Annotated in this window: 11 protein-coding genes and 1 pseudogene; 2 read left to right on the top strand and 10 right to left on the bottom strand. The window is 40.1% G+C overall.

Features of this window, described 5'->3' with window-relative positions; translation table 11 throughout:
• Nucleotides 1–25 precede the first annotated feature (25 nt).
• Both NSS82_RS16290 and NSS82_RS16285 read left to right on the top strand, forming a co-directional pair.
• Complete coding sequence (locus NSS82_RS16290; RefSeq protein WP_076272529.1) at nucleotides 26–1,057, top strand: M23 family metallopeptidase; 1,032 nt, start codon at nucleotides 26–28, stop codon at nucleotides 1,055–1,057.
• Between the two features lie 113 nt (nucleotides 1,058–1,170).
• Nucleotides 1,171–1,650 (top strand): annotated as a pseudogene (locus tag NSS82_RS16285) (deoxyribonuclease IV); the annotation flags it as partial.
• Nucleotides 1,651–1,820: 170 nt separating this feature from the next.
• Here the strand turns inward: NSS82_RS16285 and NSS82_RS16280 are convergent.
• The 10 genes from NSS82_RS16280 to NSS82_RS16235 all read right to left on the bottom strand — a co-directional run bounded on the left by NSS82_RS16280 (nucleotide 1,821) and on the right by NSS82_RS16235 (nucleotide 13,063).
• Nucleotides 1,821–2,144 (bottom strand): hypothetical protein, encoded by a 324-nt coding sequence (locus NSS82_RS16280; protein ID WP_036677934.1) that lies wholly within the window; start codon nucleotides 2,142–2,144, stop codon nucleotides 1,821–1,823.
• Between the two features lie 84 nt (nucleotides 2,145–2,228).
• The gene (locus NSS82_RS16275; RefSeq protein WP_036677937.1) at nucleotides 2,229–3,449 is read right to left on the bottom strand and encodes a GNAT family N-acetyltransferase; all 1,221 of its coding nucleotides are present in this window, start codon (nucleotides 3,447–3,449) and stop codon (nucleotides 2,229–2,231) included.
• Between the two features lie 94 nt (nucleotides 3,450–3,543).
• Nucleotides 3,544–4,911: a Na+/H+ antiporter NhaC gene (nhaC, locus tag NSS82_RS16270; protein WP_076272528.1), complete on the bottom strand. Its 1,368-nt coding sequence runs from the start codon at nucleotides 4,909–4,911 to the stop codon at nucleotides 3,544–3,546.
• Nucleotides 4,912–5,134: 223 nt separating this feature from the next.
• The gene (locus NSS82_RS16265) at nucleotides 5,135–5,761 is read right to left on the bottom strand and encodes an HAD family hydrolase (protein ID WP_076272527.1); all 627 of its coding nucleotides are present in this window, start codon (nucleotides 5,759–5,761) and stop codon (nucleotides 5,135–5,137) included.
• A gap of 55 nt (nucleotides 5,762–5,816) precedes the next feature.
• Nucleotides 5,817–7,301 (bottom strand): DUF4179 domain-containing protein, encoded by a 1,485-nt coding sequence (locus tag NSS82_RS16260; protein WP_076272526.1) that lies wholly within the window; start codon nucleotides 7,299–7,301, stop codon nucleotides 5,817–5,819.
• Nucleotides 7,302–7,318: 17 nt separating this feature from the next.
• On the bottom strand, nucleotides 7,319–7,816 hold the full coding sequence (locus NSS82_RS16255) for an RNA polymerase sigma factor (protein ID WP_036678355.1): 498 nt from the start codon (nucleotides 7,814–7,816) through the stop codon (nucleotides 7,319–7,321).
• Nucleotides 7,817–7,982: 166 nt separating this feature from the next.
• Nucleotides 7,983–10,367 (bottom strand): polyprenyl synthetase family protein, encoded by a 2,385-nt coding sequence (locus NSS82_RS16250; RefSeq protein ID WP_076272525.1) that lies wholly within the window; start codon nucleotides 10,365–10,367, stop codon nucleotides 7,983–7,985.
• A gap of 76 nt (nucleotides 10,368–10,443) precedes the next feature.
• Nucleotides 10,444–11,214 carry a flavodoxin family protein gene (locus tag NSS82_RS16245; RefSeq protein ID WP_076272524.1) on the bottom strand — a complete coding sequence of 257 codons (771 nt, stop codon included), beginning with the start codon at nucleotides 11,212–11,214 and terminating at the stop codon, nucleotides 10,444–10,446.
• 167 nt (nucleotides 11,215–11,381) lie between these two features.
• Nucleotides 11,382–11,948 carry an adenylyl-sulfate kinase gene (gene cysC, locus NSS82_RS16240; protein ID WP_076134916.1) on the bottom strand — a complete coding sequence of 189 codons (567 nt, stop codon included), beginning with the start codon at nucleotides 11,946–11,948 and terminating at the stop codon, nucleotides 11,382–11,384.
• A gap of 35 nt (nucleotides 11,949–11,983) precedes the next feature.
• Nucleotides 11,984–13,063, bottom strand: coding sequence for a saccharopine dehydrogenase family protein (locus NSS82_RS16235; RefSeq protein WP_076272523.1), 1,080 nt, complete (start codon nucleotides 13,061–13,063; stop codon nucleotides 11,984–11,986).
• Nucleotides 13,064–13,108 lie beyond the last annotated feature (45 nt).

Genomic DNA, 13,108 nt, shown 5'->3' with positions numbered 1-13,108 from the left:
ATCGTAATACTGGGAGGCGATATATATGAACAAAAAACCTGAAAAAATCATTCATAAAGTTATTTTGAATACAAGAACTGTCTTGGCTGTAGGGTCATTGTCTTTATTAATGGCTGCCTGTGGAGGAGAGAATGCTGATGTGCCGACTACTGAAAAGGCGGAGCAGACAACAAACCCGGCCACAGCTGCCATTCTGAGTGGATTTGCTCCAGATGAACTATCAAAGATTCTACTGGACGGGAAGTACAAGGAGTTGTATGCCCGCTTTAACCAGCCTTTAAAAGATGAAATAAGTGAAACAGAATTAACAGAGACAGGAAAAGAATTCACAAAGGGTATCCATACATTGGAAAAGGCATCGACCATGCAGCTTAATGGATTTGATCGACGCACATGGGTTAGTGATGCTGGCAATAAGGGGCTCGTCGGGATGTTTGATCCGGATGGGATGATTACATTAATTCAAGTTCAAGAGCTTACCCCTTCTCCTGAAACCGACAATGTACTAAGTAAACATGAATACGCGCTGCCGTTTGAGGGGGATTGGTATGTGTTTTGGGGTGGCGAGAATGTGCTTGTGAATTATCATTATGAGTTAGAAATCCAGCGTTACGCTTACGATTTTATCCAAACCAAAGATAACTATTCCTATAAAGGAGACCCACTAAGAAATGAAAGCTATTATGCTTTTGGCAAAAACATTCTCGCTCCAGCGGACGGCACCGTTGTATCGGTTGTGAATGACATTAAAGACAATGAGCCAGTTGGGGTCATGAATCCGAATCAAGCAACCGGAAATATCGTTGTCATTGATCATGGCGGGGAATATAGTCATTTGGCGCATCTCAAACAAGGGTCAGTTACTGTAAAACCGGGGGATAAAGTCGAAAAAGGGGAGGTTATTGGCTTAACAGGTAATTCTGGTAATACGAGCGAGGCCCATCTACACTTCCAAATCTCAGATGGAGCTGATCTATTCACTTCCCGGGCAATCAGAGTTAAATGGGAGCAAGATTTAAAACCAATTCAAGGCGAGACTATTTTCGCCGCTAATTAGCGCTAAATTCCGGGTCGCTAAGGTTGTCTCTCATAAATAATAGATCAGATGAGACAACCTTGATCTTCCCTAAAAAACTTCCTGTATTCTGAGGAAAGGAAGTGTCAACCCCGATGTCTTTACTCCTAGGCTCTCATGTGTCTATGACCGGAACAAAAATGCTCCTTCGAGCTAGTGAAGAGGCAGCTTCTTATGGAGCGACCACCTTCCTTTTTTATACCGGAGCCCCACAAAATACACGCCGCAAACCCATTGAAGCTTTGAATATTGAAGCGGGACATGCTCATATGAGAGATTACGGTATTTCTAATATTATTGTACACGCTCCATTTATTGTTAACTTAGGAAATACACTTTCGGCACAGGTCTTTGAGCATAGTATAGAGTTTCTTCAATCAGAAATCATAAGAACAGAAGCTTTGGGTTCAACCCAAATCGTCCTACATCCTGGCTCCCATGTTGGTGCTGGCTCTCAAGCCGGAATCTCTCGGATCGTGGAAGGCTTAAACGAAGTGCTAACAGATAAACGAAATGTTCAGGTTTCATTAGAAACTATGGCTGGAAAAGGTAGTGAATGTGGAGTCTCTTTTGAATAACTTCCAGATATTCCCAAACTCTTAGAGACTCCCTCCATCGGTGAAAAGAAATATGTAAACGCACCCTATAAGCATGAGATTTCCTTGTTAAGGGGAGATACAGATGAGCTGGTAAAAAAATAAAAACCGCCAGTTACGCGGTTTTTTATCTGTGCAACCATCATCGATTATCCTTTTGTGGAATCAATTGTAGTAGGCGCGGTTCCATTTACCTGGAGTTTTTTTAACGAGTTTTTCTTTGCTGTTAATTCTTTGGAAAGATCAGCTTGCAGGCGATTCATGTTTTTAATTTCATCGTTAAGCTTTTTGATTCGCGTCATTTTACTGCTCAAATCTGTGTGAGACTTGCTAAATTTCATATCCTGTTCTAATTGATTAATTTTGAATTTGGATTTTTCCTTTTTGTTCTTCACGTTTTTGAGCTTGCTCTCTACCTCTATGATTTCTTGTTCTAACCTTTGGATCATTGGTTTGGTGAAATTAATCGCCATTCTTACACCCCATATCATTTAGTGTTGCCGAGAATCAATTCTACTATAAAAGAACAAAAAAGCACACTCATTAGAGTATGCTTTTTAAAAATAATCAGAGAAATAAGGATGTTCTGGCCTGATTAACCCTTCCAAGAACTGAACTGTTGCTTCATCTGCCTGGATCCGACCGATCCTAGCCAAATAGGTAGGTCGCTTATAGCCCATTAACATCGTGGTTAAAGTAGGAATGTCAATCAACAAGGAAGGGTTAGTCCCTCCTGCGTGCAAAACACCTGTTCCATCTTTATCCACATTAAGTGTAAATGTACCCCGGTTCCATTCCAGCATCGGATCACTCAAGGTGAAGATAAGGCAACCCTCTTTATCCTGTTTTTTAAACGGATACTGTTCGATAAATAATTGCACATCCACTATCCGGGCCATAAAATAAGGAGCAATGGTTTCCTTGATGTCACCATCATCTAAAACGAAGGAAAGCGGCTCCCCTTTATAAATATCCCCTTTGACAAGAGTAATCATCGAAAAATGTGCACTTATAAAGTTCCATAATCCCACCCGAGCTTCTTCGTTGATATAAACCATTTCTTTGATATAAAAGATCTCCTCAGCAACCCAATACAACAGATACCCTGTGGGCAAATCATCATTGTTATAATAGATGCCTACCGTCATTTCATCCAGATCCCAGCGTAAATATTCTTCCCAAGCCAACTTATTTCGAAGCATAGCTCCATGATGCTGCATGGAGAACTGATCATATATCTCCTTGATATCCGGATGTTCAATAGTTACCCGCTCCACGTTCCCAGGAACTTTTTTAGTTTTCGGCAGCTGGGTATCCGGAACTTCAAATGAGATTTTATCGGTAATGATCTCCCAGCCTTTCCGCCTATAATATGGAATGGAATACGGAAATAGATAAGAAATTGATTGCTTGCGGCCCCGCATTTTAGTTAATGCATGCAGCATCAGCTTATTCATTAAACCTAAATTAGCATATTCGGGATAGGTTCCAACACCCGTCAGGCCACCCATCTCATAAATTCGCCCAAAAATATTTACTTGAAATGGGTATACTGCTAACTGTGAAATCAATTTATCACCATCAAACCAACCGACTACATCAGCATACTTTAGAACTGGCAGCTTCGCTTGGGTGATTTCACGATTTTCCCAACCAAAGATTTGTAAATCACGATTCGTCACTTGAAATACATAACGTAATAAATTATTAAATTGCTCTGCATGTTTAGTCTCGACATTTGCTAACCTGATTCTATCCTGCAACTTATTGCGACTCACTATCAATACCCCCGCTGAATTACCCAGATATAAATCAGAAATCACTCTTATTATTCTTTATATCCGTTCAATAAATACATTCTTTCAGAGAAGGTTAGCCTAACGAGTTCTTTTGCAGCTTCGGGATCAAAGCATACGCAAACGTGATGAATGGGCTTAACCACAGAAGGGTGGCATAAGGTATATATTCAATTACCGGTACACCTAGTGTAGCAGCGAAAAAAGCACCGCTAACTCCCCAAGGAATTAAAGGATTAACAAGGGTTCCACAATCCTCTAACGTACGGGATAGTGTCTTTGCTGGAATGCCTCGGCGATTATATTCATCTTTGAACATTTGACCGGGCAACAGAATAGAAAGATACTGTTCACCAGTCATCCCATTAACCGCAATGGATGATGCGCCGCTCATAAGCACGATACTGCTTTTACGTTTGAGCGGTTGAATGATTTTGCGAAAAAAAGCCTCTATGACACCACAATGTTGGATTAGTCCGCCTAATGATAAAGCAATCAAGATAAGTGAAACGGAACTCATCATTGATTGCATTCCACCTCGGTTAACGATAGAAGCAACGGATTCATTGGCAATAGTACTTTCGTATCCATTCTGCATCACACTGAACCAGACACCGATTTCTGCCTGCTGCTGAATAATAGCGGTCACTAGAAGACCAGTGACAATACCAACCATCAGTGTAGGGAGAATTGGAATTCGTTTGATTGAGCAAATAATAACGGCAAGTGGTGAGATCAACGTTAACCAGTGAATATGAAATCCATCTTGTAGAGCAAACTTAATCCCCTGAATCGACGATAAATCAATCGCATCAGCTTTTGGTGCGAACAAGAAAAAGACAGTAGTTATTATAAGCGCCGGAATCGTTGTGTACATCATATTACGAATATGTGTGAACAAGGATATACCTACCACAGCAGGTGCGAAATTTGTAGTATCAGATAAAGGTGACATTTTATCACCAAAACAAGCTCCGCAAATGATTGCTCCAGCAGCAAGTGTTGGCGAAATCCCTGTCGTCAAAGCAATACCCATCAAAGCTACACCGATCGTGCTAACGGTGGTGAACGAGCTTCCAGTAAACATAGAGACGACAATTGTGACATATAACGCGCTTACTGCAAAGTAGTTCGGATTAATATAATCCATACCATAAAATAAAAGTGTAGGCACCGTTCCACTCATCATCCATACAGCGATCAATATTCCGATCAGCATGAGGATAAGAATGGGCATTATAGCTGTTTGGATGCCTTTAATGATAGCTGCCTCAATATCTTTCCATGACACGCCAAATAAACCCAATAAGACTGCTGTGCCAGCTGTGGTTGCGAGAAGGGGGATATGAGGTTCTGCTTTTAATAGGAAAATAGATACAAAAAGAAGTGCAAAAATAAAAGCGATGATAATCATACTTTTTGAAAAACTAAGCTGACGGTCCATAACGATAGTGCTCCTTAACATTGTGATTGGGATAAAATTCGGAGATTGCGGCGCTTCCTTACTTTTAAGCTTTTAAGCTTTTAGGCTTTTGGGCAATGAAGCACAGAGGTAATATTAACGATAAGATAGAGAAGAGTCAATGTTAAGAACATACAATGAAGGTTTTTCCATTAAAAAAACAGAGGGCAAAATGCCGCTCTGCTTTATATTCATCCTATTCACTTTACAATTGCAGCTTTAAAATATCCTGCGGAGTTTCAAATTTATATTTCGCGGGAATATGCTCATGCTGCTTACATCCCCATAAAGCTAATCCAAAATCGACACCAGCATCTCGTGCACATTCATAATCATAAATCGTGTCCCCTATGTAAATAGATGATTCAGGGTTTGCTTTTGATACTCTAATAAATTCTAGCAAGGGGTCTGGATATGGCTTATGCTTTGCTGTATCTTCTGCGATAACGGTATATGATAAATATTTAGTTAAGCCAAATGGAGCGAAATCGTCATTTAGCTCATCTCTTGTCTTGGAAGTCACAATTCCTTGAACGATCTCTTTTGACTGTAATGAACTCATTACATCTACAATTCCGTCAAAAATGTTAATAGTATCATAGAAATCTTTCATGAAAACATTCCATCTCTCATTGCCCTCATTGATATCTTCAATCCCAAGTTGTGGTAATGAAGCTGAACCGGGAATACCTAACACAAAATAGAGCTCTGACAATTCATACTCTTTGTTGTGATCCACCTTTAACATCTTTTGCAGAGAACTTAAAACAGCAATTTCTGTATCAATTAAGGTTCCATCCACATCAAAGATTACAGTGTTATATTTACGCATAACTACCTCCTATAGGATTACAACAAATACAAGATTATTAATCGTTAAGCTTAATCTATGACTTACAAAATAACTCTACGGCTTGCGTATCCATAATCGGATGGATATATTTCTCTAGCGTAATCGTTAGGGGTTGAGGATAATCTTTCGCTCCCTTTCCAAAAGTATAACGCATTTCATCCACGGCTGTACCCTCCTTTGAAGTCATGTAGCCACCGAAGTTTCCTGCCGAAGTTGTTTTGATTGCTCTTTTATGCACATTTCCTTCCGCATCAGTAAAAGTATCAGCAAGTCTAGTGTAGTATTTTAAATATTCGGCATCAGTAATTGTATGCCGCAACAAGATCTCTCCTTCATCTGCATAATTCTCTTGCGTTGGAGCAACAAGCTCAAGGCCACTTCCCGGTGCTTCAATGATTTGCTGCTTATTGAGATCGACAACAATTTTCATTTTATTCTTTTCCACTGCCGAGATACCAAAGGTTTTTAATGAAACAGTGTCTAGCTGACGGTTTAGGCCGCTCTGACTGTTCCTGAACACCAGCGTGAACTTGGAGTTGTCCGAATAGACTTCAGAATTGTCAGAGTTGACGATGTCGGGGTAAAATAATTTCTCGGTAGCTCCCCCATTTGTACTAATCAGAACTGGATTAATCAATTGGAAAATTTGTTTAACATTGTTCAGATCATACTCCAAATCTACATAGGTACTAAGCGGTGTATATTGCACTAGATTCACTTTAATCTTTTGCCCGTCAACTGTCAGCATTTTATCCGTTTTTAGAATTTTTTCCTGTGCTTTGAGCATATCAGGATTAAGTTCGAACGCAACATCCAGATTAGTCCGGTATTTATTACTACTGGATTGTAGCGCCTTATCTGAAGTTTCAGTGAGAATGACATTATAGTTTACTTCCTTTGGATATTTAACCGTTGGTGAAAGACTAGTGGTGTATATAAAATCCTTAGACTCGCCTGGTTGAATTCGGTTATCGCTGGCAAGCATACTTAGTGCAGCACCTTTATGTAGATTCGACTCCTGTATGCCTTCATATTGAAGCGCAAAATCCGCATGTATAACTTCTTTGTCTGTATTGTTCTGAACACTATATAGAATATAAACCTTCCTTCCATCTGTTACTGCACCAGTTACATCCACACGGTACCCCTTGTTTTCCGCGCTCTGACCCACCGGCATCACGAGATTCTGTTCCAGAGCACTAGCAAGCGCTGGTTCTAACCTTGAAAATGAACGATAAGCTGCAAAATCATCTGTATTTTTAGGGCTGGCGGTTTGAACTGAAGGTTGAGCCACTTCCTTGGCAGTTAATCCGATTGAAGAGTATGTAAATAATAGGGCTACGGCTGCAGCTGCGATCACTCCCATACCTGCGGTATAAAAGCGGCGTTTCTCACGTTTTTTTCCTTCCATAATTCCCTTTCGCATCGCGTTATATATTTTCATTTCCTGTAAAGTTTCAGTATTCTGATTCATTTCATCAACATTTTTCTGCAAAATACGATCTTCTTTATCTGTCACTCCGTTCACCTCCCATATCACTTAAGCACATTACGAAGCTGTTTAAGTCCCTCACGTAACCAGGTTTTGATTGTACCTTCAGGTTTTTTTAGCACTTTTGCAATTTCGATTGTAGTCATGTCATTGTAATATTTAAGAAGTACCACATGCCGATATTTGGGCTTTAGCCGGTTCATAGCACGTTCCAGATCAATCCGGTCGTTGCTTTTCATTTCCTGAGTTGCAACCTCTGCCAGCTTCTCCGTAGGAATCACTCGTTTTTTTCGTCGTAGTTCATCCATACAGCAATTGATCGTAATTCGAATCAACCAAGGTGTAAATGACTGTTCATCTTTAAGCTTCTTACGTTTCATCCAAGCTCGACATGAAGCCTCTTGTACAACTTCTAACGCGTCCGCTTCTGTCCGTAGATAACTATAAGCGACGGTGTACATTTTCCGATGCTCCACATACAGGCGTTTAAAGAAAACTTCCTCATCCATTCGGGCAAAATCAACCATTCTGACCTCGTCCATCGTCCTATCCACCACTCACCACACCCCCTCTTTTTTTGTCAGTGTCGGTATTAGGATAAAGTCATCGTTCTGATGTTCTTATAAGTAAGACGGAGTTGAACGTAAAAACGATTGATTTTTTTCATAAAAAAGTGCTGGCAAAGATGCCAACACTCCATTTTCATATTTATCGATCACGATTAATCATATAATTCAATAGATGTTTTAAAAAATTGATATTGCGGGGGATCTCTTTTAGCGCCTCCATGGCAAGACAATAGTGCTCCCACATCTCTTTTCTAGCGCCTTCTGAACCCAGAATGGAGACAAACGTTGCATTGTTATTCTCAACATCCTGACCTGTGGGCTTACCCAGTAATTGTAAATCCCCTTCCAAGTCGAGTAAATCATCTTTAATCTGAAAAGCAATCCCCGCATGATAAGCGAATTTCTTCAATGCTTCAATTTCTGTCTCCTTAACCTGTGCAAGAATCGCTGGCATAACTAGTGAAGCTTCGAACGCAATGCCCGTCTTATAGAAACAAATCATATTTAATTGCTCTAGCGTCAATGCTTTTCCTTTAGAATTCAAATCCATCGCTTGCCCCATGCAGGTATCTTCCGCCTTTTGAGCTGAATATTGCATTAAAGCAATTACGGATGTAGCATCGAATGTATGAAGGGATGCCTGTTCCTCAATCGACTTCTGAATTAGAAAGAGGCCTGTCAATTCCGCCGTTGCGCTATTATACACCTCATGTAGAGTTGAACGGCCTCTTCGAGTGGGAGCATTATCCTGAGAGGGCAAATCATCGAAAATTAAGGATGCAGTATGCATATATTCCAGAGACCTCAAAAGCGGCACAATTGCCGCGCTGTCTAATCCGTATTCGTTCACACCCATAACCCAAGTCAGGATAGGTCGTATTCGCTTGCCATCACCCTCTAAACTATAATTGGCTGCATCAATTAACATTTCTTTCATAGTTGGTGTCCCAACAGGTTTATTAATTGGCAATTGATTGTTGATTTCACCACGAACCTTTTGAATCGTATTGTGAAAATCCACCTTTTCCTGCTTGTTGTTTTTTAAATTCGTAAGCATCTGATCTCTTAGTAGTTTGTCAAAAAAATCCACATCATCAGCTTTCAACACCATTTGCTGCACGAGACGATTAAATTCGGGTTGACCCGTAGCAAAGATCTCCATAATCTCTTTATACTTTTCAGTACCCAGACGTTCTTTACAACGCTTCAAACCGTTAATTGCTCGATCTAGAATCACTTCACGGGTTTTGGCATCGGATTGATATACGGTATGGATTAGGTGAGAGATGACGGTCCAGTATAATTCAAAAGGGTTTATCAAATCTGAACGTTGATCACGGTATTTCAGAAAATAGGTATACGGCGTTACCGCTCCCTCTTTCATATCGTCAAACATATCTGCAAAATCATCAGCCAGTTGATTGTAAAGACCATAATAAAAAGTACGTTGATCAAATCCATCATCTGTAGGTGCACTAATGACGGATCGGACAATTAAACGGGAAGAAGAGGATTTTAAGATAATGGGGATATAAAGCTCTTCATTGGTGTATTTAGCGTTGGAAAGTTCCTTAACACGGTCCAGCTCCTGAGATTGAAAAAACACAAAGGATTGCTCGAAAAATATGTTCTGCATTTCTGGACGTTGATAGCTTTTAATATATTCGAAAGCTTCACTAAGCTCCGAATGTACGTATCGAATGAATTCCATGTTATCTCCGGACCATTCTCCAAGCTCAGGCACAGATCTAGTAAGGATAGCGTCGCGTATCATAAGGGAATATTGCTCTTTTTCTTGAACCGTTAAGACACTGGAATCGAGAAGATCATCAATAAAAGGGTAAGTCAGCCCATAAGAATAACCAAGTCTAATGGCTTCACTAAGCTTCTTAGAACGTTCCAAAGGTGGGGTACTCTCCCCCATTTCCTCCATTACATGCAGAATGACCCCGATAATGATCTTAATTAACTTACGCTGCGCTTGTTCGGCATTCATTTCCTGCGGAATATGGGTTGATACGTTCTTTAGCTTGTCGATCACCCAGATGGTGGCGGTCTCGACGCCTTCGTTCTGCGCCCAGCGATATACTCCTGCCAAGCTCATAAGTTCCGATTGATCTCTTATCGTTGTTGAATCGTCTGGGATCAATTGAGATCTAATGTCAGCAACCATTCGCTTAACCCTCTTTTGTGTATCAGTAGAATCCAAGGCTTTGCCCAGATCCCTCATATATAAATAGGACACGCTGCGATCTAAATAATCATCCAATTTACCGTTAAGATTCAGCCAGCCTATATACCTATGATAATCCTGAGAATCAGGTTTCCTTTTCCCTCTAGAGAAAAATGACAACCATGAGCGGCGATGAATATGATGTTTTTTCCATAATTGAATGTCTTCAGTCAGAGTAGATACATAAGTTTTTTCTTTGAACTGCATGTGCAGTGAAACAAAATACTGAGCCGCCCTCTGCTCGGCTAGCGAATAGGCTGAATCGGCATGATCGGTTACATTCACATTCATAGGTGGATTACCTCAACTTCTCTTTTGGTTAATTGTCGGTCATGTTCATATCTTATACGGAGAAGTGTCTTTATGGTTACGAATTCTTAGCCATTCGTTTCCCAATAAAGTCAAAGATCAGACCCGCTGTCCTTTTTATAGGACCCAATGAAACAGGATAATAATAACCCGACTCAAACCAGCCTTGTTCTTTGTAATAACGATAATCCCTGGAACGATCATCAAGCATTGTTTTTATACTTGTACGTGACATTCGAAACAGCATTAATCTGAGAAAAGAAGGAACTGGGATCTTGGGCGACATAAGGTCCTTATAGAATCTTTCGGAGGCTTTCTTTATTTCTCTCGTCATTTTTTTCTGCGCAACTTCTGTTCTTGGCTCCAAAGTAGTCAAAACACAGCCTTTTGTAACTTGAAATCCGAAATTCTCGCCCATATTGCTAAGGTATTTTACAATTTTGTTGCCTCCAAAGATCCCCTGATTGACAATAGCCGTGAAGGTTTTCCCGAAGAAACGAGGTCTATGAAATACAAAAGCAAGCCGATCCAAGAGGTTCTTCATCGGTGCCGATACATGAAATGCATAATTAGGCGTGGCGAAAATAATTCCGTCAGAATGGATCATTTTCTCCATCAATACATCACGATCATCCTTTAGTGGACAATACTCCTCACCTTTATTGAAACATATCTTACAGCCCCGGCAATATTCAAGCCGATAATCTTTTAAAAAGACATACTCAAATTCAATATCACCATATGCTTTTAAATTATTGCCAAATTCACAAACCGCTTCAAAGGTCGCATGCTTTTGTTGATTCCCAATAAATGCAGTAACTTTTTTCATTTGAACCCCTCCATATATTCATATTTTGATTAATACCTGTAAAAATGAATGAATTATATTTTGTTCATTCATATTGTAGCACCTTGATCCCTTTTATGCGATAAAATTCCATTTGAGAATGCAAAAAAACAGAAGCCCTACTTGAGCAGGCTTCTGTTAACTTCCCTCTATATCTTTTTAGCGTAATTATGTGTAACAAAATCAACTAGCAGATTCACACTGCTCTCCATATCGTAAATCTCTGTGTTAACTGTCAATTCGGCAAGTTCAGGGGCTTCATAAATAGCATCAATACCTGTAAACTCACGAATTTCACCTTTTCTAGCTTTCTTATACAGCCCTTTAGGATCACGTTGTTCGCAGGTTTCTAATGAACATTGCACATAAATCTCTGCAAACTCGCCAGACTGAAAACGATATCTAATCGCTTCTCTTGCAGCTGAAGAAGGTGAAATCATCGGGACAAGCACTATAAAGCCTAGATCCAAAAACATAGATGCTACTTCGGCTGCGCGCCGCATATTTTCTTTACGATCCTCTTCTGAAAAGCCTAAATCAATATTCAAACCTTTTCTTAGCTGGTCGCCGTCGATCACAGCACATCGGATGCCTTGCTTAAACAATTCTTTTTCAGCTTGTTGTGCTAGTGTACTTTTTCCTGAACCTGATAATCCTGTGAACCAAAACACGCCCGCTTTATGACCGTTCAACAGCTCCCAATCTTTTCTATTCATTCTAAGACGCCCCTTTCTATATGATTAATATTATACTAGTTTACCGCAGTCTTGAGAGAAATGGCTGATCCTAATTCCTTCTGTATATACGTCATATCAGTCATCTGCTCAATATGGTAAACTCCGCCTGGGGGTGGTGAATCATATAGATGTTTTGCTACTGCCGCTGTTACTTTTGCCGTAATGATAGATTGATTCTTTCCTTGTAATAAAAAATCCGCATGAAGTAATTTACCTTCTGAATTTCTTCCACGTGCCTCAACCTTAATAGCGAACCCATCATCCCCCAAATGCAGCCGCCCCATAACACGAACAATTGAATTCTTCAGCCAGCCTATTTGCAGTAAGCGAACGGCTCCAGTTCTTTTCGTTATTGCCAGTATTTTAGTAACTACAGCTGAATCAAGACAAAATCGTGTAGAGATAGACGATGATTTCAGTGTTCTGCTAAGTGTCTGTTGATCTGAGAATGGAAAACGGTAAGCATATCGGTTACCCATCTCATCACCAAAATGATACAACCTTCTGTCTGTAAAGCTCTCCACCTCAACCTGTTGATTATCCTGCTTCACTTCGAACTTAGCTGCTAAACTGTCGACTGTCCATTCTAGCGCCGCTTTGCCATGAGAATCACCTAATCCGAGCATAATGGCAATTTCTATCTCCTCGATCTGATCCATCTGCCGCTCTGCTTCAAGGGCCAGGAGATTAGTGATGCCGGGAGCAAGTCCTACACTTAAGACAGCACTTGACCCATTGTCTTCAGCCTCTCTCTTGAATTTCTCAATTTCATTCAAAAACAAACCGTTCGCAGATACATCCACATAATGAATACCGCTTCGAAACACAGCTCTTATAAAATCCGTATCCGTTTGATCTAAGCACATAATGATTAATTTCACTCGTTCTAACTTATCAGTAGGTAAAGGTTTATTAATATCCAACTGCATCGGCTTAATTTTCCCATCAGTTGTTTGACTGAATTGCTTTGCTTTTACAAGGCTTCGCCCTGCAGCATATACTTTTCCAGGATATTTTTTCTCTAAGATTTCACAAATGGTACGCCCTACATGGCCATATCCGCCGACGACTACAATATCTTCTTTTCTCTGCATTTTATCACCGCATCCTATATAATAGAAATAATTAAGAACCATTCT

Source organism: Paenibacillus sp. FSL H7-0735, from assembly GCF_038008505.1.
Taxonomy (GTDB): Bacteria; Bacillota; Bacilli; order Paenibacillales; family Paenibacillaceae; genus Paenibacillus_AQ; species Paenibacillus_AQ odorifer.
This window is presented reverse-complemented; position numbering and strand designations above follow the sequence as displayed.

Excerpts from the sequence above, each read along its gene's own strand:
- NSS82_RS16290 (WP_076272529.1), top strand. The coding sequence starts at position 26 with ATGAACAAAAAACCTGAAAAAATCATTCATAAAGTTATTTTGAATACA.
- NSS82_RS16280 (WP_036677934.1), bottom strand. The coding sequence starts at position 2,144 with ATGGCGATTAATTTCACCAAACCAATGATCCAAAGGTTAGAACAAGAA.
- nhaC (WP_076272528.1), bottom strand. The coding sequence starts at position 4,911 with ATGGACCGTCAGCTTAGTTTTTCAAAAAGTATGATTATCATCGCTTTT.
- NSS82_RS16265 (WP_076272527.1), bottom strand. The coding sequence starts at position 5,761 with ATGCGTAAATATAACACTGTAATCTTTGATGTGGATGGAACCTTAATT.
- NSS82_RS16255 (WP_036678355.1), bottom strand. The coding sequence starts at position 7,816 with ATGGACGAGGTCAGAATGGTTGATTTTGCCCGAATGGATGAGGAAGTT.
- NSS82_RS16250 (WP_076272525.1), bottom strand. The coding sequence starts at position 10,367 with ATGAATGTGAATGTAACCGATCATGCCGATTCAGCCTATTCGCTAGCC.
- NSS82_RS16245 (WP_076272524.1), bottom strand. The coding sequence starts at position 11,214 with ATGAAAAAAGTTACTGCATTTATTGGGAATCAACAAAAGCATGCGACC.
- cysC (WP_076134916.1), bottom strand. The coding sequence starts at position 11,948 with ATGAATAGAAAAGATTGGGAGCTGTTGAACGGTCATAAAGCGGGCGTG.
- NSS82_RS16235 (WP_076272523.1), bottom strand. The coding sequence starts at position 13,063 with ATGCAGAGAAAAGAAGATATTGTAGTCGTCGGCGGATATGGCCATGTA.